Here is a 20946-nt window from a genome sequence, read left to right as displayed (position 1 = left end):
ATCGCCGGGTCTTGGGTTTGTCATCTTTGGGGAAGGGGCCTTCGCGGCCCCTTTTTCGTCGCTCTCGGGCATTACGGCCGTACAGGCCAAGTGTGGCCATCTCGCACTTGCACAGCGCTCTATTGCACTGCAATATGCATGGAGGAATGCGAGCCGGGGCTCGGAGCGCACGGTTACAGGCCTGCAGCCCTTTCGCATCATTCAAATGCGAAAGGACCGGCATGACGGATATCTCCGCGGCGCAGCTTGTCGTGTCTCGGTCCGCCGCCGACACGTCGTCGAGAACAAGGCTGGCCTATCTCGACGGATGGCGCGGCCTGTCGATCGCACTGGTGCTGATCGGCCACTTCTTTCCCATTCCCGGAATCAACCTCGGTGTCATGGGCGTCGAGTTCTTCTTCGTGCTCAGCGGCCGGCTCATGGCCGAGATTCTCTTTGTCGAACGCTATCCTCTCAAGGCGTTCTTCAAGCGCCGGTTCTCCCGCATCTATCCGGCGCTGCTGGTTTTCGTCGTCGCTTCGATGGTTGCGTTGTCCGGCACGTTTGTCGCCTTCAAATGGAAGGCGGCGCTGACGGCGCTGACATTCACCTACAATTATGCCGGGATTCTCGTCAGCCGCGCCGGCGCGCTCGACCATATCTGGTCGCTATGCGTCGAAGAACATGCCTATGTCATCCTGGCGCTGATCAGTTTTTTCGTTTCAGGGCGTGCCCGCGTCGTCATGCTGCTCAGCACGCTGTCGGTGCTCGCCATGGCGAACGGCGCGATTTCGTACTGGGTCTTCGCAATGGACTACGAGACCACCTATTGGCGGACGGATGTGCACATCGCCTCGATCCTGCTGTCGGCGGTGATATGCCTGCTCAAGGCCGACGACAGGCTGCCAGCCTTGTTCAAGGGGTCGCATGTCGCCGTCGCGGCGTCCGTCGGGGCGGTTCTTCTGTTCATGGATGCGGTGCCGACGCCGATCCATTATCTGGTCGCGGTGCCGCTGTTGGCGCTCGCCGTCAACTCGCTCGATTTCAGCACACGGTACCTGACCGGATTTTTGTCCTGCTGGCCGATGGCGACGCTGGGACTGTGGTCGTATTCGCTCTATCTGTGGCAGCAGCCGTTCTACAAATTCGTCTATTCACAGGGCAGTGCGCCGCTGCTGATGCTGGCCGGGGCGTTCGCCTGCGCTTTGTGCAGCTATTACATCGTCGAAAAGCCTGCCCGTGGCTGGCTGAACCGCAATTGGTAGGGCTGTCGCCTCAGCCGGTGATCTGCCTGGTATAGTAGCGGACCGCCTTCTTGCCGCCGTGGATCACCGCGTCGCCGACCTCGACAAAGCCAAGCGCGGCATGAAAGGCGTCTGAAGCCGGATTGGGCGGCTCGGCATTCACCTCGCAAGTGACGATGGTCTGGCCGGCATGCAATACATGGTCGAACAGATCCTCATAGAGCCTGCGGGCATGGCCGCGACCACGCGCTTCTCCTGCAACGACGACACGGTCGACATAGACGAAGCGCGGATAGCGCTCGCGGAACCACAGGAAGTTCGGGCTGTCGTAGCGGGCGTTCTGGTCGAAGGTCATGATGAAGGCTTCGAGCGCACCGATGCGGCGCGCATAAAACGCTTCGCCGAGCAGGAAGGACAGGCGCTCGGGTTCGAGCCACGACAACTCGGCCGCGTGTTCGTTGTTGAGGGCGAGCACGGCGGGCTCGTCCTGCGGCGAGATCTGGTCGATCGTCAGGCGTGCTTGCGTCACGTGTTTTCTTTCTTCGGGATCATGCTACTCGCCGCCGCAATTGTCGCCGCCACCAGCGCCGCGTCGGTCACGGTGTTGCGGTACTCGCGGTCGAGGTCGGTGCCGCCCATGCCAACCTGGGGATTGCGGTAGCGCATCGCGCTCGGCACGTCCTTGAGCGCGGCGAAATGCATTTCCGTCAGTCCGGTTCTTTCCCGCACCTCGGCGATGTTCCTGGGGTTGAGGCCGCCGCAGCCAAGAATGATGATGCGCTTACCGGCCTGCTGGACGAGGCCAGCCAGCAGGGCCACGCCCTCCAATGCGGTATCGCGCTGGCCGCTGGTCAGCACGCGGCCGACCTTGCTGCGGATCAGCGCTTCCAGCGCTTCGGCCGGATCGCGTGTCATGTCGAAGGCACGGTGGCAGGTGACGTTCAAAGGCCCTGCCGCCTGCACCAATTCGCTCATGCGCTTTTCGTCGATGGTACCGTCGGCATTCAGGCAGCCGACGACGACACCAGCCACGCCAAGTTCGCTCAGCGCACGCACATCGGCGAGCATCGAACGGTACTCGGCTTCACTGTAGAGAAAATCGCCGCCGCGGGGCCGCACGATGACGTGGAATGGGATCGTCGCCAGCTCAAGGGCGGCACGCACTGTGCCAAGACTCGGCGTTATGCCGCCCTCGAAGAGGCTGGCGCAGAGCTCGACCCGGTCGGCGCCGGCGGCTTGCGCGGCGAGCAGGCCATCTAGGCCTTCGACGCAGATTTCGATCAGCGGCTGGCGAGGGCGTTCGGCGTTGGTCACAGGGCGATCCGTTGGCGAATTCGAGTTGGTCATGCCCTAGCATCGGGCTCCTTGTAGCGAAAGCCGGAACTATTGGCTCAACGAGACGGGTCGTTGCCGCTTGCATTGCCGCCAATTTCCTGCTTGACACATTCATAACTGCCGAGTTATGGATAAATCCATAGCTATCTAGTTATTGATTTTGGCAGACAGGGCGCCGACACCGGATGACTGGCATCGGGATCGGCAAAACAAGGAGACCACGATGCAAGCAAGACTGAAAAACCCTGTGCTTCTCATTCCCGGTGCCCTCCAGGCGCTGCTCGCGCTGGACAAGTCGACGGAATCGGCTGACCTGCCCTACGTGACGCGCAAGCTCGTCCATTTGCGCGCCAGCCAGATCAACGGATGCAGCGTCTGTATCGACATGCATGCGCGTGAATTGAAGAAGGCCGGCGAAAAGGATGAGCGCGTCTTCACCGTGTCCGCCTGGCGGGAGACGCCTTACTTCACCGACGCCGAACGCGCGGCTCTTGCGCTTGCCGAGGCAACAACCCGGCTCTGCGACCGGCCCGACCCGGTGCCCGACGCGATCTGGGACGAGGCCGCCCGGCATTATGACGAGAAGGCGCTTGCCGCCCTGGTGGTCCAGATTGCCCTAATCAACGCCTTCAATCGCCTCAACGCCGCCACTAGGCAGATGGTCGGCACCTGGGGGTGAGGAGGACCGGCTCGCCGATATGCGCCGTGGCTGGTTTCGCGGCGGCGCATCAGATCCGCAAATTGTGAGCGTTCGCGCGCACGAAGTCGATGAAGGCCCGCAGCTTGGGCGGGACGAGGCGGCGGCTGGGATAATAGAGGTGGAGCGGTTCGTAGGTGGGACAGAAAGGCTCCAGCACCTTGACCAGCGCGCCTGAGGCGAGAAGCGGCGCAGCGAGGCCTTCGACGGCAAAGGCTAGGCCAAGCCCTTGCGCGGCGGCGGTGATGCAGAGCGGAAGTGTGTTCACGACCAGACGTGCATCGGGCGTGAACTCGACTTGGCGTCCGTCCACGACGAACTCCCAGGGCGAGATGGCGCGGGTGCGGGTGAAGGCGAAGGCGATGCAGCGGTGGGCGGCGAGGTCGGCGGGCCGCTTCGGCGTACCGTTACGCGCCAGATAGTCCGGGCTCCCCAACACGACCGTCTGCAGCGGCTCGCCCAGACGCGCGCCGATCATATCCTTCTCGAGAAGCTCGCCGATCCGCAGACCGGCATCGAAGCCATGAGCGGCGATATCGACGAAATTGTCGTCGAAGATCAGGCTAAGCCGCACTTCCGGGTAAGCGTCCATGAACGGCCCCATCAGCGGCTCGATCAGCAGTGGTGCGGCGATCCATGGCAGGCTCAGGCGCAGTGTGCCGGCGGGGCGATCGCGGGTCTCGCGCAGCGCCGCGCCAGCCGCCCGGATCTCTTCGGCCGCTGGGCGCACGTGGTCAAGGTAGTGGGCGCCGGCTTCGGTCAGGCCAACGCTGCGGGTCGTGCGGTTGAGAAGCCGCACCCCCAGACGCTCCTCGAGCCCCTTGACCGCCTCACTCAAAGAGGCCGGAGCGACGCCGAGTTCGGAGGCGGCGCGGGTGAAGCTCCTGGCCTCGGCAACCTTCACGAAGGCGACGATGCCACTGAACTGGTCGAGGCGCATTATGAGGTTATTCCAAATAGCCTTGTCGAACTATACGGGTTTTTCCGGCGAAGAAAAAGCCTCATGCTGGGTTTAGCCTCGCCGTTGCGACGGCTCGAAAGGCAACTCGAAAGGCAAGGAGACAGGATCGATGACCAGGCTCGCTTCGCTTGCCGCTGGCGCTCTCCTGGCGGTGTCTGCCGCTCCCGCGAATGGCGGTCCGCAGGAAGACCGCAACATCCAGCTGATCAAGGACTATTACGCAGCTTATGCGACCGGGAACCCGGAGGCCGTCCGGCCCTTCCTCGCGCCAGACATCGTCTGGCGGATTCCGGGCCATCATCCGCTGGCCGGCGACAAGCGCGGGCCGGAGGAAGTGGTCGCCTTCTTCCGTGGCCTGGCCGATGGCAAATTCAGGGCCGAGCCGATCTTCTTCCAGGCGCAGGGCGACCTCGTCGTCGACATCCATCGCGGCTGGTCGAACGTCGGCTCAGGTCCCGAGATCGACCAGCTCTACGCCCTGATGTTTCGCATCAAGGACGGAAAGATCGCCGAGGCGCAGAATTTTTTGACCGACATGTACCAGTCGGACGCCTTCTACTGGACGCACTACCCGCTGAAGCCACTGCCCGGCCGACTGGCGGATGACCGCTAGACGGCGGCTTTCCTCAACCTGCCGCTCCCGCGCCAAGCAAAGGAGATTTGCGATGCTGAAAACCCTGACATTAGCCGCAGCAACCGCCGTTGCGCTCGGCTCCAGCGCCTTCGCCGCACCGCGGGTCGAGCGCGTCACTTTCACTTCGCACGGTGAGCAGATCGTCGGCGACCTTTATCTTCCCGAGGATCTGGACCCGGCGAGACCTCGGCCCGCGCTGGTCGTGACCGGCGCCTGGATGACGGTAAAGGAACAGATGCCGGCCCGCTACGCCCGCGAGATGGCCGACCGCGGATTCGCAGCCTTGACCTTCGACTTTCGCGGTTGGGGCGAGAGCGGCGGCGCCCGGCGCCAACATGAGGATCCCGGCGCCAAGATCGCCGACATCGAAGCGGCGGTCGCCTATCTCGCGACCCGGCCCGAGATCGGCAAGGATCGCATCGGCGGGCTCGGCATTTGCGCCAGCTCCGGCTACATGGTCACTGCCGCCGCTGAAGATGCCGCGATCAAGTCGATCGCCCTCGTTGCGCCGTGGCTGCATGATGCCGAGGTGGTCGAGCAAATCTATGGCGGCAAGGAAGGCGTCGCGAGGCTTGAAGCCGCGGGCGATGCGGCCGAGGCTGCGTATCGCCGCACCGGCAAGCAGGCCTTGCTGCCCGCCGCCAGCCCGACCGACGAGCGTGCGATCATGTTCAAGGTGCCTTACTACACCGAGGCCGATCGCGGGATGATCCCGGCCTGGCGCAACGAGGCCGATCCGGCCTTCTGGCGCGGCTGGCTGACATTCGATGCGATCCGGGCTGCTCCGCGCCTGCATCAGCCCTTTCTGATGGTGCACAGCGAGGCGGCTGCCATCCCACAGGGCGCGCACAAATTTTACGCGCGGCTGACCGGGCAGAAGCAGGAGCTGTGGCTCGACAACGTCACCCAGTTCGACTTCTACGACCGCGCTGCGCCGGTGAAGGCCGCGAGCGACGCCGTTGCCGCGCACTTCAGCGCCACACTAGGCGATGCAGGGGAGGCGGGACAATGAGCCCCGTTACCCGCCGGCAGGTCGTGGCCTCGGCAGTCTTCGCCGCGACGCTTGCAGCTACCTCCTTGCCGGCCTTGAGCAAGCAGTCCACGGCTGCGCTGACAATCGAAGACAAGACCGCCATCGCGGAGGCAGTGGCGGGAATCGGCCTCTATGCCGATTTGCGCGAATGGAACCGGGTCAGATCCTATCTCGCGGCCCGCGTCACAACCGATTATACGAGCCTTTTCGGTGGCGAGGTTGCGACCACCGACCGCGACGCGCTGATTGCTCAGTGGCAAGGCCTTCTGCCGGGCTTCGACGCCACCCAGCACCTCATCACCAACATCGTTGTCGAAGGTGCGGGCAACGATGCGGTTGCGCGCAGCCACGTCCGCGCCACCCACTGGTTCGACACCCGGTTCTGGACAGTTGGCGCCAGCTATCTACACCGGCTGGTGCGGACGCCCGAAGGCTGGCGCGTCAGCGCCATCGCTATCCGCCGCCTGTACGAGGAGGGCGACCGCGCCGTGCTGGCCGCCGCCGCTGATCGGGTGAACGCGGCGGCGAAGTGAGCAGCCGGCTGGTAGCCACTGTTGCCAGCTACTGGCGCAACACCGTGTTTTTGGTGCCTTCTTCGACCTGGTCGATGACCAGCAGCTTGACTGGATCGGCGCCGACATTGGTGGCCTGATGCCACTGCCCGATCATTTCGATGATGAAATCGCCTGACTTGTACGTGGTGCTCTTGCCGGTCTCGACATTGGTGACCTGAAGCGTTCCACCCTCAACATAGGCATAGCGGGGAAACGGGTGCTTGTGGACCGGTAACGTCGCGCCCGGCGCGATCTCATAGGACGAAACCAGGACCTGCACGTTTTTCTGAGGCAGCGTGATCGGCTGGCCGGACGCCGTCTCGGTGCGCGAGGCAAGCGGGGTCACGACAACCGGGGTCTCGCTGGCGTCCAGCGCGTGCGCGGCGGTTGCGGACAGGGCTGCCGCGAGCAGCAGCGTCGTCGATATCAGGATGTTTCGCATGATTCCCCCCAAGCCCAACTTCACCATCGCGCAGCAAATTTCCGCGCGCAAGCGTCTCCTTTCGGGAGCACCCAGCCTCCTCTCCTGAACATGCCAGGCGTCATGCCGCGCATAGCCCGGAACGTGCGGGAAAAATGGCTCTGGTCGGCGAAACCTGCCGCGATGGCGGCATCGGCGAGGCCGAGCCCCTGTTCTATCAAGGTGCTGGCGCGACGCAATCTCCGGTCGCGGATATAGGCCGCGGGCGTCAGGCCAATCGCCTTCTTGAAATCCCGGATGACCTGGAACCGGGTGACACACGCGGCGTCGGCAAGCCGCTGTAGGTCGAGCTGCGAGCCAAGTTCGCATTCAATAACGTCCTCGTAGATCGAGAACCTTTGTCGCGATCCCGAACTTTCGACCTCTTCGGTTCGCCCGCCCCAATCGCCATGCCGAACGATGAGATGCCTCAAGGCGACGAGCAGCGACGCCTCAGCCTGCGTCGAGTCCTGGGACGTCGAGCCCTCATGCGCCGCCGCCAACGCTGCGGCGAGGTTGCCGTCTTCGATGATCGCGCGTGAAAAAACCGGAGCGTCAGCCCCGCCCAACTCGCGGGTGACGGCCGTCAGCAGCGGCACCGAGGGATAAAACGTCCGGTAGGCCCAGCCTTCATCGGCACCTTGTTCGCCATCATGCCACTCCTCGGGATTGACGACGGCAATTGCGCCTGCCGGGGCGAGAACGCTGTGGCGCCCGATGCGAATACGTTCGCAGCCAGAAGTAATCAGTGCGATCACATAGGTTGGGTGCGTGTGCAGCTCATAACGGTGCTGCGTGAAGCGCGCCTTGAACAGGCCAAGGTCCGGGAAGCAGGGATGGCGCCAGTATTTCCCGATCTCTGTCGCGTCCACGTATTTCGTCCCCGCTGCGGTCAATCTGGTTCAAGACGCCTCTTGCGCGACCTTCTAATCGTGATCCCGGATCAAACCATGACCGCCTTTGCCGGCTTGGAAGGAGCATCATGCTGCATAATGACCCCATCGCCGCTATGACACCAGAGGTCATAGCCTGGCGACACCATATCCATTCCAATCCCGAACTCGGATTCGATGAGAACGAAACGGCACGTTTCATTGCCGAGAAACTGCGCGCCTTCGGCTTCGATGAGGTGCATGAAGGGATCGGCGGAACCGGGGTTGTCGGCGTCCTGCGCAACGGCACGGGCACGCGCGCCATCGGTCTCCGCGCCGAGCTGGACGCGCTTCCGGTCGTCGAGAGGACCGGCTTGCCCTATGCCTCCAGGAATGAGGGCGCGATGCACGCCTGCGGCCATGACGGCCACACAGCCATGTTGCTCGGCGCCGCCAGGCTGCTCAGCCAATCCCGCGCCTTCGACGGCATTGTCTACTTCATCTTCCAGCCAGCCGAAGAAAATGAAGGCGGCAGCTTGCGCATGATCGAAGACGGCCTGTTTAGGCGTTTCCCAGTCGAGGCGATCTATGCCGTCCACAACTGGCCGGGCGTCAGACTGGGGACCATCGCCGCTCGCGTTGGAGCGCAGATGGCCGCCGTCGACAATTTCGAGGTGACCTTCGAGGGTCTTGGCGCACATGCCGCCATGCCGCAGCTCGGCGACGACCCGATCCTGGCCGCGGGCGCCTTTGTCCAGGCCGTCCAGCGCATTGTCAGCCGCTCGGTCGATCCGCAAAGCGCGCTGGTCGTCAGCCTCACCCAAATCCATGGCGGCAATGTCGGCAACATCGTGCCTGGGAAGGTCTGGCTGCAAGGCACCTGCCGGTTTTTCGAGCCCGGTCATTCCGATCATTGCGAGAAGCTGATCGGCGAGATCGCTGGGGGCATTGCCGCAGCCCATGCGCTCAAAGCCACGCTCGACTACCACAAGGGCTATCCGCCGCTCATCAACACGGCCGACGCGACGGCGCGCGCCATCGCGGCAGCCGCCGCCACCGTCGGCAGCGAGAACGTTTCGACCGAGTTCAGCCCGAGCCTCGGCTGCGAAGATTTCGCCTTCATGATCCGTGAGGCAGGCGGCTGCTACGCGTGGGTCGGCGTCGGCGATGTCGGGCCCGGCGAGGGCCTGCACGGCGACCGCTACGTCTTCAATGACGAGATCGTGCCGACCGTGCTGCGCTACTACGTCAATCTGGTTGAGCAGACGTTTCCCGCCTCCTGAACCGTCAGAGGGAAAACTGACGGCTCAGCGAGAAATTCTCTGACGCGCTTCGTGGGCGATAGGCCGGGAAATAATCATGCGCGACACCAAGCCGACGCGTCTCACCCGACTGTGGCCACGAGTTGCGTTACCCGAACGGGATTTTCTAGCGCTGCCTGCGCGGTATCGGCCTGTTTTTCATCGACCTGCGCCATCACAAAGATGACGCCTTGTTCAACGTTCGGCTCAGCCGGCTTTTTGGCAACATCGGCAGATGCCTGGAGAAGCCCACCAGCAAGGCCGCCGCAGGCCCCACCGACGAGGACCATGCCAGCCACGGCTCCGACAGGATCAATGCCGATGGCTCCAAAAGCACCCAGGCCGATTAACAGACCAGCGACCGCGCCAAATGCGACACCGCCCGGACCGCGCAGGACAGCGCTGATTTCGTCGTCGTATGGTCCGATGACGCTGATCTGTTCGTGAGAAACTCCTGCCGCCTGAAGCGCGGCAACTGCACGCGCTGCCTGGTCGCGGGAATCGAAAAGTCTGCTGATTGTTCGCATTTGACACAGCCCATAGCATAATCGCCCGCCGCTCATTCGAAGCGGCGGGCGTCTCCTACCCTCGCGTTCAGGTCACTGAATGATCTTGACGATCTTACGTGTGCCGGGATCAACGACAACGGTCCGGTTGTCGACGACGACATAGCGGTATTCGGTGTCGGGAACTTCGTGAAGCTCGACCGTCTCGGGCAGCGTTGAACCGATATTGAGTTCCACCCCAGGGAGTTCCACGGATGCGAGCGGCTGCTTTTTCACATATTCCCTGATGACCGTCTCCTGCTCAGGCGCGATGATCACGTCCTGAGCGGCAGCGGCGCCGATACCTGCCAATAGCAGAAATCCCGCGGCTGCAATGGGAAGACGCATCTGCATAGTTGCCTCCTTCTGTGAGCTCTCTTGGCATCCATCTTCGCGCTAGGCTCACTCAAACATGAGACCGCTGCAAACGTTCCTTGGCTGGGCTTCGGTCCGATCCGAGAAGCCTTGCCGTTGGACTTAAGTCTGACCTGCCGCGCGCAATGGGTCCGGCTATCGAGCCGCCCGGAACCGCGACCGCTCGCACTCGTTCGCCGCAAGTTCACAGGAGGAGCTCATGGAGAGGAGTGTCCACCACCCTCCAGCCTGTTTCCAACCGACATTCAGCCCCGTGTTAGGCTTCGCCAGGAGAAAGGAAATGGCCGACAACAAGTGCAATCGAGACTTCCTCGACCACGACCGCCTGTCAGTCGACGAGTACTACGAGGTGGAACATTTCGCGCGAGAAAACGGCGTTTCGCCCAGCCAGGTCAGTAAGCTGATCAAAAAGAACGGTAACGATCGAATGACCCTTACTCAAGCGGTAAGAGAATTGCGCGACCGGAAGTGAAAAATACGCCGCATCTTGTGCCTGGGGGAGATCGAAAGCGTTGGCGTTGCCGCGTCACGACTTGCCGCCTCGCTCGACGAGACCGTGGCGCTTACGCAAAAAAACCGCTGGCTGCGGTTTCCGTCCCGTCTGTAAGCCCTAAGTTCCCTTGCGATTGATCGGTTGCAGATCAAAGATGGCGTCGCTAAGCGTCGTTCGACAACAGATTGGCCGGTTCTCTCGAATCGTGCCGCTGGCGCGACGCGCCGCCTACCGGGCCGTTGGGGACATGGCGCGATACAGAGCGACAAGACTGATCGATCGATGGAATGCACTGTCGCTGGCCACCCAATTTCTGCTCGCCGGCGGGCTGTTCTCGCTGTCGGCGATGATCGTGGTGGGAATTTCAGTTACAAGCCAGATAGAAGCAGCGGTCACCCGGAACTCGGCTTCTGCGACCGCTCTTTACGTCGACAGCGTTATCGCGCCGCTGCTCCCCGACATGCGCAGGAGCGAGGTGCTGGAGGAGAGCGTTGCCCACGCGCTGGATGAGACGCTGGGGCAAGGCGCACTCGGCACAAGGCTCGAATCCTTCAAGCTCTGGCGCCGCGACGGTACCATCCTCTATTCAACCAATAAAAATTTGGTCGGGAAGCGCTTTCCACTCAGCGACAATCTCCGGGCCGCATTCGCAGGCGACATAGTTGCTGAATTGGACAGGCACTATGATAACCAGGCTGAGAGGGACAGCGGCTTGCATCTTCTTGAAATCTATAATCCGATGCTTCAGCCGTGGTCGGGCGAAGTCGTAGCTGTTTTGGAATTCCACGAGATCGCCACCGATTTTGAAAAGGACCTCCGGCAGGCACTCGTTCGGACCTGGTTCGATGTCGCTGCCGTTACCGCACTTTTTTTCCTTGGGCTTTCGGCGATCGTTTTTCGTGGCAGCCGCACGATTCGTTCCCAGAGCCACTCCTTGAAGCGGCGCATTGCCGAACTTTCCGATCTGGTTGCTCAAAACAGAATGTTGAGATTGCGGGTGCAGCGTGCTTCGCAGCGCGCCACGGCACTCAACGAACGTTACCTCAGGCGGATCGGCGCGGACCTGCACGACGGGCCGGCGCAACTGGTTGCCCTCGCTGCGCTAGGGATTGACAGCCCCGTGCTAGCCGATCCTGCCACGCCGTCGGCGGCGCGCGCACGCGAATTGCAGGTGGTCAAAGCGAATTTGGACGATGCGATGCGAGAAATCAGGAATGTCAGCAAGGGCCTCATGCTGCCGCATGTCGAGAATGCCGAGTTGACGGAAATCCTCGAGCTTGCCGTGCGAGCGCACGAAGAGCGAACCGGCGTCAAAGTGATGCTGTCCATGACCGGGGGGCACGCACCCTTGTCACCAGCGGCCAAGATCTGCATCTTTCGCTTCATTCAGGAGGCGCTGAACAACGGCTTCCGCCACGCCGGGGGTGCCGGTCAATCGGTCGCGAAACATTTCGACGGGGAGCGCGTTTCTATCGAGGTTTCCGACACCGGCCCAGGTTTCGACCCGAAGATCATCCACCCTGAAAGGCTGGGGCTCATCGGGCTGCGTGAGCGGGTAGAAAGCCTCGGCGGCCAATTTGGTGTAACATCTTCACAGAATGGCACGGTGGTGAAAATGGTTCTCAACATAATTGACATAGGACAGGCGTGATGGCAGCCGCCATAAAGCTCGCCATCATCGACGACCATCCGCTGTTCAGGGAGGGCGTCGTGCGCACTCTCGAGCAGATCGGCGGGTTCGAGATCGTTGCCCAAGGCAGCAGTAGAGACGATGCCTTGCGGATATCGGAAGACCAGCAGCTCGATATTCTCCTGATGGACATCTCGGTGCCTGGAGGGGGCCTCAGTGCGATCGAACCGGCTCTGGAGCGGCATCCGGATCTGAAAATCGTGATGCTGACCGTTTCGGAGGAAAACCAGCATGTCATGACCGCCTTGCAGAGCGGCGCAAGAGGCTATGTCCTGAAGGGGGTCGGGTCGAGAACCCTGGCCGCCATACTGCGCACGGTGGCTATGGGCGAACGGTATGTTTGCCCGCAATTGTCGGCGCGCGTGCTGGTCGACTTGTCTACCCAGTCAACCGCGACCGCGAAACCCGACGTGCTGGCCGAACTCACCAGCCGCGAAAGAGAGATCCTGACGCTCGTTGCCGCGGGATTGAGCAACAAGCGGATCGGTCTTCAGCTGAACCTGCACGAGAAAACCATAAAGCATCACATGACGCGAATTCTCGCCAAGCTCAATGTGAGCAACCGGACCGAAGCCGCGATGACACTGCGCGACGCGACCGAGCATCAGCATCCGCCTGCCCGCCATCCTGCGTGAAGCAAGGTAGCCCTGCGGCCTGTGAACTCGCCATCACTCGATCATGCCGAGCAGTCTTGCCCGATCGGAGTTCGTTGCCTGCCGCCGAATGATGGTGCGGCCCATCGCATCCCGCATTTCATAATGGCCATCGTCGATGCGCTCGCTGAGCCCGTTGGAATGCACTACACCCACACTTGGCCCGCGCACTTCGATCCGGTCTCCAGTGGTCGCGTTAACATAAACTTTTGGCTTGTTGGCGGGGTTTACCGCGGCAACTGGATTTGCAGGGGGATTGCCTTTTGACGATTTTGATTTGCCCTTGCCCGCGTTGGCATTGGAGTTCGAGCTCCCGGGAGTTCCAGCGTTCCCGGAGTTTCCAGCGTTCCCGGAGTTTCCAGCGTTCCCGGAGTTTCCAGCGTTCCCGGAGTTTCCAGAGTTCCCGGAATTCCCGGAGTTCCCAGAGTTCCCGGAGTTCCCAGCGTTCCCTTGGGCCTGGGCGGCCTGCGGGCTAAGTGTCAGGGACAGGCCGTCCTGTGCCACACGGTAGGGGCTCACGACGAGAATCAAGGTGCATGCGGTGAGGCAGATGGCGACGCGAAGCCTTCGAAGAGATTTGAGCCTGCGCTGCGATTGAGAGCACGAAGGCCGCACATTCATCATGGCGAGAACTCTTGCCTCACGAAGCCTCAGGCGTTGCGGCCGTATCGCGTCTGTGGTCAATGAATTTGCCAATAGCACGCTAGAATATCCTCTGACCGTCACGGTCTGCGTTGCATTTCCACCTGTTTCGAATTCGCCCGAGCCAATCCTCTGTACTCTGCACCATCTATCACGCTTTCCCCATCATCAGGCGGTGTCAAGACCCACCAGTCTCACGCGGAGAAACCGGTGGGTCTCGCTAGCGCAGGAAGGGACTCATTATTGCGCAAGTGTATTGCCTTCATTGATCGGGCCCATCAGCCGATAATAAGCCCGACGGCCGCGACCCCGAACACCAAGCCAAATACCGGAAACAGCAGCCAGCGTGCCTGGTGAATGCTGGGGTCCATTGCAGCCTCCTGTCACGGGTTGGCATCGCAACGGCGCCTGCAGGAGCTCGGTTCCTGAAAACTCTCTCATCTCAGGCTTTTGCGATAGCGGTCCCGGACCAAAGCACTGCCGATGCCGGCCCATAGTCTACCAGCGGACGGACTGAAGCCCTATCTCAGGCCCTTTCGACAAGGCCTAGCTCAGACCTTTTCGACAAGAAGGGCGCCGTCGAGGGTGATCCATGAGGTTAGGGCTGGGGAGGGTCCTCAACCGCAAAAGCCCCGCCAGCTTGAACGGCGGGGTGTACTGGCGAGGTAAATAGCCGCCGTTCGGTAAATGGAGACTCCTCTCCAACTTCAACCGATGCATGTTGAAGGGGACCGCCGTGGGGGCAGCGGACCCCTCCTTTACGCCGAAGAAGGGGCGTTAGGTCAGAATAAGTACGATCCTAAGCGTACCCGGGTCGACGATGACGATTCGGCCATCGGCCAACACGAAATACTCATAGGATTCGTAAGCCGGGACGATCTCGACGATTCGCGGTGGCAGACGACGCAGCTTAACCTTCTGCCGCGGAACCTCGACACCCACTGAGATGTCAAAATCGACGCTGGCGACCGGTTCGACACTTTCCTGCTTCAGGATTTGGGTGATTTCCGTTTTCTGTTCAACGGTCACATTGCTGATCGCGCCGGTCGAAGTCTCATCCTGAGTAGAGGTCGTGCCCTGAGTCTGCTGCTCGGTGGTGGCACCGGCCTCGCCCTGGGTCTGCTGCTCGGTCTGGACCTTGGCCTTGTCCTGCGCCTGTTGGTCGGTTGTGGCGCCAGCCTCGCCCTGGGTCTGCTGCTCGGTCTGGACCTTGGCCTTGTCCTGCGCCTGTTGGTCGGTTGTGGCGCCAGCCTCGCCTTGGGTCTGCTGCTCGGTGGTTGCGCCGGCTTTGCCCTGGGCTTGCTCATCGGTCTGCATCTTCGCCTTGCCTTGAGCTTGCTCCTCGGTGGTGGCGCCGGCCTTACCTTGGGACTGTTCGCCCATCGCACCTTCCGGGCAACCGGCCGAGCCGGCCGGGCAATTGGTGTCGGCGCCCGACTGGGTTTGGGCCGGCTGCTGTTCCTGAGCGAGCGCTGCTCCACAGCCAACGCCGATGGCCAGCATACTGGTGATCAGAACTTTTTTCACGAGACGTCTCCTTCGAAAAGTCTGTCCCTTCACAGGGAAAACCACCTCTGGAAAGTTTTGTTCCAGGCGAATTGACCGGGCGGAAGCGATCGGAGCTGTTGGAACAAACAGGCCGCGTTCATGCGCGCGCCGTACTGAGCCATGGCGCGCGCCGAATGGGCTCGTGTCTTTTGTTACAGCAGAGGTGCGGGTTCCCTTATTCGGCCGACGCGAGGTCCTGGTAGGGGGCGGAGATTGAAAAATCCGCGCTCGCTGCCGGACGAATCTCTTCCAACCGCCGGTTGGTAGACGCCGGGCAGCCGGCACGCGTATGATTTTTTTCGGTCCGCGCGCACCGGGCACATCCCAGCCCCCAAGCCGTGCTTGGTGACCGCTTGATCGCCCCGTCGCACCTGCAGGTACGGCGGGCTTTTTTTGTCGGTGCTGGAACTTATTGCATTCAGCACAGCATGTTCTTACGCAGACAATGCAAATGGCCAGCGCTCCATTCCACGACGCAGCCCTGGGAGTCAGACACCGTGGAAGAACCTATTTGGGAAACCAACAAAATCCATGCGGCGCGCGTTCGGCAGACCGCCGAACGCGGAAGGGCGCTCATTGAGGACCTTCGCTACACACTGGCCCTGTCACAACGCTTGGTGCGGGCGTCGCGTGCGCTGCTGAAGCGGTCCAAGGACCAGGGCGTTGCTACCGAGCCTTGAAACCGAAAGCAGCCGAAATGGTCGGACCGGACCATCTTGCCGTAAAAACTGCCGAAAGCTAAAATTATACATTAGCAAGTTGGGACAGAGTTGAAGCAGAAGACTTGTTCGCGATATGGACAAGAACACTGGCCGCAGTCTCCCTGAATGGCTTCAGAGGCATCTGCCCGATGATCCGCTGATCGCATGGGATATAGCTACCAAGATTTCGAAAGAGACTCTGGGGAAAAATGGGCTTGGCCGCAGCGTTATCAGGAAGGGCGATCGAAACGAGAATTTGAACGAGAAACAAGACGAAGCTGACGACGTCGTCGGCGAGCCATACCCGGTCGCCTTGCTCCTGGTTCTTTCTATACTCTCGATGGTGGGCGGGGCAGTGTACGCGGTCCTTCGTTGGGAGGAGTTTCTATAGCGGCGAACACAAACCTGCGGTTTTTTCCTTAGAGGGTGGAACACTGTCCTGCGACAAAAGTTTAGTGCCAGCAGCGTAGTATTGTCCCTCATACAAATGCTGCGAGATCGGTGGCCCCGACCAGCCCGCGTCCTCTCCCGGAGGGCGCGGGCTTTCTGCTGTCGCGTCTTTCCGTGGCCGCGAATTGTGCCGCCGGGTGGTCTTTGCGAGAGTTCGGGTTTCATCGGGAGCAATGGAGTTCAGAGCATCCTCGGCTACAGGTTGCAGCGGTACACAGCAACATTGCGCATGCGGTCCCAGCCTGCGATGCGTTTTGCTTCAGTCCCGAATTGGTCCTTCCTTGACAGCAAAAAGCGCTCTTCACATATTTCCCCGCAGCCGTCGCTCACGGCTCTCGTGGAAGCTCAAACACTCGTTCAGTTGAATGGAGGTTCTAATGAACGACAGGACTTTCGACCGGCCTGTTTTCGTCAAGAGAGGGGAGTTCATGGTGGAGGAAATCGAATGCTTGGCTGATGCTTTCGAGTTCCTGCAGGAATGGCCGAAGAATCGCAGAGGGCCAATCTTTGACACGGCGTTCCGAGCTTGCCAGCGCGCCTACGATGGCCAAGTTCCCATTTCAGTTGCACGCGAGGCTTTCGCCGGCTTCGCGAGATCGGCCAAGATCCTCGAGGAGGTCTCTGCAGCTATGCCCTGGATGACGGCACCGAAAACCGGTCGCGGTGGCGTGACGGCGTAACCCATGTAGGTCCTTGCCGACGCCCTTGTGAAAATCGCCGGCATGGACAATCCGCCAAGCAGTTCCTGGCCGGTAGTGGTGCCGTTACTGCGACAAGGGCGGCGCTTGAGGCACGGATTGAGGAAATTCGCGCATTCGAGGACCTGTCCGATTCGACAGATGGGTCTTTCTAGGTCAGAGCCCGGAGAGCGGGGCCACGCTGGGTCGGACAGGCCCCGCGCGAATCCCAATATCGAGGAGACGAAACAGGCCCCGGCCTCTGCGGGCTGCCGAGTGTGTAGCGGCGGGGGAGGCACAGCGCGGGACATTCGCAATCTGACCTCGTCGGGCATTGATGCTGACCTCGCGAGAACGATCAGCATGGAGTTCGCCATTTATGGCGACGAGCAGGATGGCGTCCCCTTGACCAAGGCGGGTGACTGGGACGATGCCGGCGCGCGCGAAGCATTCCCGCGTCGTCGTCCGCGACGTCGACAGGACCGTCGTTACCCCGCCATTTGGATGCTGGTGGGGAGTGTTCCTCAAGCGGAACATTACCGTCCGCTAACGGTGTGTGGGACCAGTGGGTCTACCCCCAATGCTTAGCCTGCTGGAGATCGGGCTGCATCCGGTCGGCCCGCCCAGAGGAGTAGCGCCGGCTTCTGCTTGCGCTTACCGGCTCAGCCTTTCGACCGTCTCAATTATGGCCTTTGCAAGAGCCCTCGCCCTCGTGGATCGGCTCGGGGCGGTAAAGCAACAGGACGGCTCTTCGCTCGGCAGCACGCCGGCAGGGGCATGGCTGTTCAATAGCCTTACGCACGGGCTTGAGGGCGGCCCAAGCGTTGCTGATGTCATCGTGGCCGTCCATGCTTTCTTCGCCAGATGGACTGTCTCAACGTCGACCGTGAGGGCAGGGGCCCGGACGAGGCGAGGCCCTGTTCCATCAAAGTCTAGCGACTGGGAAAGCGCACTGGAAAGCACGTGCGGTAACAGTTGATTCAACCATTGCTGGTATTTTAGAGCAGTGTGGTAGCGGCTCCGGCAATGTGAGGCGGGGTGCTGAATTGCCGGAGCCGCCTGCGCAGTCCGGTTGGGTTTGACCGCGCCGTCCTATTCTGGGACAGCGCGGTCAACGATTCGTTAAAATGAGAACTAATTAAGCGTATGCTAATTGAATCGCGGTTTTGCGGGTCAATGCATGCCGTTTGAAGGTCGTCCCGCCATTAATGCCGACTTTGGTGGAGAAGCCTCCCAAAGCGGCGTCTGGCTTCATGAGCTCAAGTTCGACGGCTACCGGACGCAAATGATCATTGACGAATGCGGAACGCGCATTTTCACCCGCCGTGGCTTGGACTGGAGGACTCCGCCACGCGTCGCTGCAGGATTTTTGGGGGAGAATAACCGGAATTCCGCCTCGGTTTGCGGGAGTGTTCGTCAAGCGGAACATAAGCTTGTGCTAACGGTTGTGTAGGATCAGTGGGCCAACCCCCCAAGATTTAGCCCCCTGCAGATCGGGCTGCAATCCGGTCGGCCCGCGCTCGGAGGAGTGGGCGCGGGCTTTGCTTACGCTATTACCGGCTCAGCTTTTCGACCGTCTCAATCATCCTTCGCAAGCGCTTCGCCCTCAAACTGGTTCTCATGTCGATCGAACAGACTTGCCCCGCCAGCATGTTGCCGAGCAAGGAAGCCGCCCTGTTGCTTTGCCAGCCCCGAGCCTACAGGGGATCAAGCCGCGCCCAATTGAGCGCGAAGAAAGGTTTATAAATGTCGGGAGTACCCCATATGTTAATTCGCTCACCAGGTGCCAGCGCGTAAGCAACGTCATACTGCTTCGTGGTGCCATGGAACCCTGAAAAACTAACCGCGTTCCACCGTTCTGGATTGGTATTCCTAGCCTCCCACCATTCTTGTCCTGGCACGGTATGCTTCCAGATTTCGAGAAACCTCGACCCGTCGTCGCCCCCCATATCGGCAAAGTCTGTCACTGCACTAACGGCCATTTGGACCCCTGGGAAGAGAATGGGCCTGTCTCTGCCGTCTTCCAAATGGAACCATCGAGTGGCAACGAGGCCTCCGTGCTTGTCCCAATTCAAGACCTTTATTGTCTTGGGCGACGTATGCTTGTTGACCAGCTTTGGGGTATTTGTGTCAAGGTTGGTAATTTGAACGCAATTAAGTAACTCGGCATCGATATTAACGACACGACCAACATAATCTTTGGGGAGATTAAGCATCTGAAGCCCTCCTCACTGCGTCACGCAGGTTTTCATTCTGTCTTTAAACCGCAATCCGATGAAAAGTCGCGTGCAGGAAAGGCGATTTTTGTCACAAGGTCGGCGGACTTGGTCAGCCGTTCTTTTCCGCGGACCACCCGCGCATCGAGGAATGGCGGGTGGTCCTTTATCAGCGCGGGAAGGGACTTAGCTGCGCAAATCTCATTTCGTCGTTCCGGCCATCGTCAAGTCCGGTCGGTCCCCAGCTAACGATCCTAGCTAAACGATTATTCCAATCGCCAGGAATGTGATCGAAACTGCGAAGACTAGGAGCGAGTAACCAGCGGGCTTGGTGGACACTATTTTCCATGGGCTCCTCCCGTGAACTTGCAGCGAGCAACGACTATGCGCAGGGGCGGTTCCGGGTGGCGCGATGTCCGGCCTATTACGCCAAAACAGGCGAGACTTACGTCCCTTCGCGCTTCAGACCAAAGTCCGCAAAAGGAACATTTGCGGCTGCCTGAGGTTTGGTGAGCCTGGCGCGAAGACGCGTTCAGCGGAACCTAGCTCATATAAAGGAGGCCATCATGAGAATGCATCTTTCCACTGCAGCCGCGGGATTTTTACTGCTGGCAGGCATTGGTGCTGCTGCCGCTCAGGACGTAATCATCGAGCCTGAACAGGAGACGGTCATCAGGGAGTACGTGAAAAAGCAGCCGCTCGCCTCAGTGAAAATCCCTGGAGTGGAGCTCAATATCGGCTCAACCCTGCCCGAGACGGTCGAGCTCCATGAAGTACCCAACACCAAATACCGCACCGTTGTCGTCGACAACCGGACCGTTGTCGTTGACCCGGGCACTCGCAAGATCATCAAAATTATTGAATGACCTAAGCGACTGGGAGGAAAGCCCGCCGCGCCGAAAGGTGCGGCGGGCTTTTTTTGATCAGCTTATGGAGCGAAGTTGCCGGTGATGACGGCGAGAAAGAAAGCAACAACTCGGAACACATGCCACGCCTACAGTCAAGCCGAGGCCGATTAACACAGCCCACGCAATCAGCTTACCCTAATGTCTCTCCGGCAGTTTCGGCAGCAGATGGCTTTCTTTCCCCTTCGGTCGTCATCTCGCGGTTTAGCGAACAATCCCTTGGAGATCCGACCGATGCGGGCATGCCACTGCGCTTGCGCGGGCATCTCCGGCCCTACGAATGGAGCCATGCGCCATCGGCTGTTTTGGCGTCGAACGCTACGGGCACGCTGTGAATCACGCACGCTGCCGCCAATATCTCCTCCAACTCGTGGTCGGTCGCGTTGCAAGCCGGCATGAGTTTCCGAAGGGCGCAGATTGCCTGTCCGATCGATAGGAAGCGGGCCTTGCCTATGGAAAGAACGTAGACTTCGGCGACTGTTTCTACCGTGACTGTGGGAAAAGAGTGAGTCATCGAGAATTCCTCCCTGAAACCCTGACCAACACGATTTCCGGCCAAACGTGGCGGCCTTCAACGCTCTGTCTGATTGCGGACAGTCAGGTTCGCCGCCATTTCGGTCATTGTCTGTAGGCAATTCATTGAGGTGCTGATCCTAGAGAGGCCGGCCGGCGCGGCTCATTGCGCGTGCGATCGCAAGCTGCGCCTCGACCTTGGCATTTTCCTTTTGCGTCATGTTGTCTGCGGAGATCAGCCGGCGTAGCGAGCGCATGATCTCTCCACGGGCCCAGCCCGCTTCCAGCATGCAATCGACGATCGCCTGAAAGCTTGGCTCCATGGCCTTCTGACAATCGATCTCGCGATCGGGATATTCGCCGGGTCGTTTCGGCGGGTTTCTCACCCGGTGCCGTTTTGTCCACCTTGCGATTGTGATCCCGCAGGCCATGCCAGCACAGTCGGCAATCCAGTCGAATACATCCGGA

At 60.7% G+C, this 20946-nt stretch carries 23 protein-coding genes; 12 read left to right on the top strand and 11 right to left on the bottom strand.

All coding sequences use genetic code 11. From position 1 onward, the window contains the following. The first annotated feature begins 221 nt into the window (after positions 1 to 221). Complete coding sequence (locus ACWTU7_RS17535; protein ID WP_455839336.1) at positions 222 to 1244, top strand: acyltransferase family protein; 1023 nt, start codon at positions 222 to 224, stop codon at positions 1242 to 1244. Between the two features lie 10 nt (positions 1245 to 1254). Here the strand turns inward: ACWTU7_RS17535 and ACWTU7_RS17530 are convergent, their stop codons facing one another. Both ACWTU7_RS17530 and ACWTU7_RS17525 read right to left on the bottom strand, forming a co-directional pair. Then, positions 1255 to 1752 (bottom strand): GNAT family N-acetyltransferase, encoded by a 498-nt coding sequence (locus ACWTU7_RS17530; protein WP_455839335.1) that lies wholly within the window; start codon positions 1750 to 1752, stop codon positions 1255 to 1257. Beyond that, entirely contained in the window at positions 1749 to 2570 is an 822-nt protein-coding gene (locus ACWTU7_RS17525) for a copper homeostasis protein CutC (protein WP_455839334.1), read from the bottom strand. The genes ACWTU7_RS17530 and ACWTU7_RS17525 overlap by 4 nt, the downstream gene beginning before the upstream one ends. Positions 2571 to 2781: 211 nt before the next feature. Between ACWTU7_RS17525 and ACWTU7_RS17520 the strand changes: the two genes are divergently transcribed. Further along, the gene (locus ACWTU7_RS17520; protein WP_029353302.1) at positions 2782 to 3237 is read left to right on the top strand and encodes a carboxymuconolactone decarboxylase family protein; all 456 of its coding nucleotides are present in this window, start codon (positions 2782 to 2784) and stop codon (positions 3235 to 3237) included. A gap of 49 nt (positions 3238 to 3286) precedes the next feature. On the opposite strand, the gene ACWTU7_RS17515 is transcribed toward ACWTU7_RS17520, so the two are convergent. Then, positions 3287 to 4195, bottom strand: coding sequence for a LysR substrate-binding domain-containing protein (locus ACWTU7_RS17515; protein ID WP_455839333.1), 909 nt, complete (start codon positions 4193 to 4195; stop codon positions 3287 to 3289). Between the two features lie 130 nt (positions 4196 to 4325). On the opposite strand from ACWTU7_RS17515, the gene ACWTU7_RS17510 reads away from it, so the two are divergent. Genes ACWTU7_RS17510 through ACWTU7_RS17500 form a run of 3 tightly spaced genes read left to right on the top strand, consistent with a single transcriptional unit; the run spans position 4326 to position 6416 of the window. Further along, positions 4326 to 4829, top strand: a complete 504-nt coding sequence (locus ACWTU7_RS17510) for a nuclear transport factor 2 family protein (RefSeq protein WP_127210731.1) — start codon at positions 4326 to 4328, stop codon at positions 4827 to 4829. Positions 4830 to 4881: 52 nt separating this feature from the next. Further along, complete coding sequence (locus ACWTU7_RS17505) at positions 4882 to 5862, top strand: alpha/beta hydrolase (protein WP_455839332.1); 981 nt, start codon at positions 4882 to 4884, stop codon at positions 5860 to 5862. Then, complete coding sequence (locus ACWTU7_RS17500; RefSeq protein WP_455839331.1) at positions 5859 to 6416, top strand: nuclear transport factor 2 family protein; 558 nt, start codon at positions 5859 to 5861, stop codon at positions 6414 to 6416. Before ACWTU7_RS17505 ends, ACWTU7_RS17500 begins: the two co-directional genes overlap by 4 nt. A 28-nt stretch (positions 6417 to 6444) precedes the next feature. Here the strand turns inward: ACWTU7_RS17500 and ACWTU7_RS17495 are convergent, their stop codons facing one another. Beyond that, complete coding sequence (locus ACWTU7_RS17495) at positions 6445 to 6879, bottom strand: cupin domain-containing protein (RefSeq protein WP_029353291.1); 435 nt, start codon at positions 6877 to 6879, stop codon at positions 6445 to 6447. 20 nt (positions 6880 to 6899) lie between these two features. Then, a complete protein-coding gene (locus ACWTU7_RS17490; RefSeq protein ID WP_455839330.1) occupies positions 6900 to 7769 on the bottom strand; it encodes an AraC family transcriptional regulator in 870 nt (289 codons plus the stop codon). Between the two features lie 110 nt (positions 7770 to 7879). Between ACWTU7_RS17490 and ACWTU7_RS17485 the strand changes: the two genes are divergently transcribed. Then, positions 7880 to 9052: an amidohydrolase gene (locus tag ACWTU7_RS17485; protein ID WP_455839329.1), complete on the top strand. Its 1173-nt coding sequence runs from the start codon at positions 7880 to 7882 to the stop codon at positions 9050 to 9052. A gap of 101 nt (positions 9053 to 9153) precedes the next feature. Here ACWTU7_RS17485 and ACWTU7_RS17480 read toward each other — a convergent pair whose 3' ends face one another. Both ACWTU7_RS17480 and ACWTU7_RS17475 read right to left on the bottom strand, forming a co-directional pair. Beyond that, entirely contained in the window at positions 9154 to 9597 is a 444-nt protein-coding gene (locus tag ACWTU7_RS17480) for a hypothetical protein (RefSeq protein WP_455839328.1), read from the bottom strand. Between the two features lie 72 nt (positions 9598 to 9669). Further along, positions 9670 to 9969: a DUF1236 domain-containing protein gene (locus tag ACWTU7_RS17475; protein ID WP_455839327.1), complete on the bottom strand. Its 300-nt coding sequence runs from the start codon at positions 9967 to 9969 to the stop codon at positions 9670 to 9672. Between the two features lie 301 nt (positions 9970 to 10270). Between ACWTU7_RS17475 and ACWTU7_RS17470 the strand changes: the two genes are divergently transcribed. The 3 genes from ACWTU7_RS17470 (at position 10271) to ACWTU7_RS17460 (ending at position 12808) form a co-directional block, all read left to right on the top strand. Then, positions 10271 to 10462 (top strand): DUF3606 domain-containing protein, encoded by a 192-nt coding sequence (locus ACWTU7_RS17470; protein ID WP_029353282.1) that lies wholly within the window; start codon positions 10271 to 10273, stop codon positions 10460 to 10462. A gap of 268 nt (positions 10463 to 10730) precedes the next feature. Continuing rightward, positions 10731 to 12134, top strand: a complete 1404-nt coding sequence (locus ACWTU7_RS17465) for a sensor histidine kinase (RefSeq protein ID WP_455839445.1) — start codon at positions 10731 to 10733, stop codon at positions 12132 to 12134. Then, the gene (locus ACWTU7_RS17460; RefSeq protein ID WP_455839326.1) at positions 12134 to 12808 is read left to right on the top strand and encodes a LuxR C-terminal-related transcriptional regulator; all 675 of its coding nucleotides are present in this window, start codon (positions 12134 to 12136) and stop codon (positions 12806 to 12808) included. The genes ACWTU7_RS17465 and ACWTU7_RS17460 overlap by 1 nt, the downstream gene beginning before the upstream one ends. 33 nt (positions 12809 to 12841) lie before the next feature. Here the strand turns inward: ACWTU7_RS17460 and ACWTU7_RS17455 are convergent, their stop codons facing one another. Continuing rightward, entirely contained in the window at positions 12842 to 12997 is a 156-nt protein-coding gene (locus ACWTU7_RS17455; RefSeq protein WP_455839325.1) for a hypothetical protein, read from the bottom strand. Positions 12998 to 14245: 1248 nt separating this feature from the next. Further along, complete coding sequence (locus ACWTU7_RS17450; RefSeq protein ID WP_455839324.1) at positions 14246 to 14995, bottom strand: DUF1236 domain-containing protein; 750 nt, start codon at positions 14993 to 14995, stop codon at positions 14246 to 14248. 816 nt (positions 14996 to 15811) lie between these two features. On the opposite strand from ACWTU7_RS17450, the gene ACWTU7_RS17445 reads away from it, so the two are divergent. Together ACWTU7_RS17445 and ACWTU7_RS17440 are read left to right on the top strand one after the other, a co-directional pair. After that, complete coding sequence (locus ACWTU7_RS17445) at positions 15812 to 16108, top strand: hypothetical protein (protein WP_455839323.1); 297 nt, start codon at positions 15812 to 15814, stop codon at positions 16106 to 16108. 436 nt (positions 16109 to 16544) lie between these two features. Beyond that, positions 16545 to 16847: a DUF982 domain-containing protein gene (locus ACWTU7_RS17440; protein ID WP_455839322.1), complete on the top strand. Its 303-nt coding sequence runs from the start codon at positions 16545 to 16547 to the stop codon at positions 16845 to 16847. Between the two features lie 1694 nt (positions 16848 to 18541). On the opposite strand, the gene ACWTU7_RS17435 is transcribed toward ACWTU7_RS17440, so the two are convergent. Further along, positions 18542 to 19060, bottom strand: coding sequence for a hypothetical protein (locus tag ACWTU7_RS17435; protein ID WP_455839321.1), 519 nt, complete (start codon positions 19058 to 19060; stop codon positions 18542 to 18544). 566 nt (positions 19061 to 19626) lie between these two features. Between ACWTU7_RS17435 and ACWTU7_RS17430 the strand changes: the two genes are divergently transcribed. Further along, on the top strand, positions 19627 to 19926 hold the full coding sequence (locus ACWTU7_RS17430) for a DUF1236 domain-containing protein (protein ID WP_455839320.1): 300 nt from the start codon (positions 19627 to 19629) through the stop codon (positions 19924 to 19926). 692 nt (positions 19927 to 20618) lie between these two features. Here ACWTU7_RS17430 and ACWTU7_RS17425 read toward each other — a convergent pair. Beyond that, on the bottom strand, positions 20619 to 20946 hold a 328-nt coding region (locus ACWTU7_RS17425; RefSeq protein WP_455846529.1), incomplete at its 5' end, for a hypothetical protein.

This window comes from Mesorhizobium sp. BHscii (assembly GCF_053848065.1).
The sequence above is the reverse complement of the archived record's forward strand: the minus strand, read 5'-3'. Positions and strand labels throughout refer to the sequence as shown.

Bases quoted from the DNA above. Each gene is read 5' to 3' on its own strand.
- ACWTU7_RS17460 (WP_455839326.1), top strand. From the start codon at position 12,134: ATGGCAGCCGCCATAAAGCTCGCCATCATCGACGACCATCCGCTGTTC.
- ACWTU7_RS17505 (WP_455839332.1), top strand. From the start codon at position 4,882: ATGCTGAAAACCCTGACATTAGCCGCAGCAACCGCCGTTGCGCTCGGC.
- ACWTU7_RS17435 (WP_455839321.1), bottom strand. From the start codon at position 19,060: ATGCTTAATCTCCCCAAAGATTATGTTGGTCGTGTCGTTAATATCGAT.
- ACWTU7_RS17465 (WP_455839445.1), top strand. From the start codon at position 10,731: ATGGCGCGATACAGAGCGACAAGACTGATCGATCGATGGAATGCACTG.
- ACWTU7_RS17475 (WP_455839327.1), bottom strand. From the start codon at position 9,969: ATGCAGATGCGTCTTCCCATTGCAGCCGCGGGATTTCTGCTATTGGCA.
- ACWTU7_RS17510 (WP_127210731.1), top strand. From the start codon at position 4,326: ATGACCAGGCTCGCTTCGCTTGCCGCTGGCGCTCTCCTGGCGGTGTCT.
- ACWTU7_RS17440 (WP_455839322.1), top strand. From the start codon at position 16,545: ATGAACGACAGGACTTTCGACCGGCCTGTTTTCGTCAAGAGAGGGGAG.
- ACWTU7_RS17515 (WP_455839333.1), bottom strand. From the start codon at position 4,195: ATGCGCCTCGACCAGTTCAGTGGCATCGTCGCCTTCGTGAAGGTTGCC.
- ACWTU7_RS17520 (WP_029353302.1), top strand. From the start codon at position 2,782: ATGCAAGCAAGACTGAAAAACCCTGTGCTTCTCATTCCCGGTGCCCTC.
- ACWTU7_RS17535 (WP_455839336.1), top strand. From the start codon at position 222: ATGACGGATATCTCCGCGGCGCAGCTTGTCGTGTCTCGGTCCGCCGCC.
- ACWTU7_RS17485 (WP_455839329.1), top strand. From the start codon at position 7,880: ATGCTGCATAATGACCCCATCGCCGCTATGACACCAGAGGTCATAGCC.
- ACWTU7_RS17500 (WP_455839331.1), top strand. From the start codon at position 5,859: ATGAGCCCCGTTACCCGCCGGCAGGTCGTGGCCTCGGCAGTCTTCGCC.
- ACWTU7_RS17470 (WP_029353282.1), top strand. From the start codon at position 10,271: ATGGCCGACAACAAGTGCAATCGAGACTTCCTCGACCACGACCGCCTG.
- ACWTU7_RS17430 (WP_455839320.1), top strand. From the start codon at position 19,627: ATGAGAATGCATCTTTCCACTGCAGCCGCGGGATTTTTACTGCTGGCA.
- ACWTU7_RS17525 (WP_455839334.1), bottom strand. From the start codon at position 2,570: ATGACCAACTCGAATTCGCCAACGGATCGCCCTGTGACCAACGCCGAA.
- ACWTU7_RS17480 (WP_455839328.1), bottom strand. From the start codon at position 9,597: ATGCGAACAATCAGCAGACTTTTCGATTCCCGCGACCAGGCAGCGCGT.
- ACWTU7_RS17445 (WP_455839323.1), top strand. From the start codon at position 15,812: ATGGACAAGAACACTGGCCGCAGTCTCCCTGAATGGCTTCAGAGGCAT.
- ACWTU7_RS17495 (WP_029353291.1), bottom strand. From the start codon at position 6,879: ATGCGAAACATCCTGATATCGACGACGCTGCTGCTCGCGGCAGCCCTG.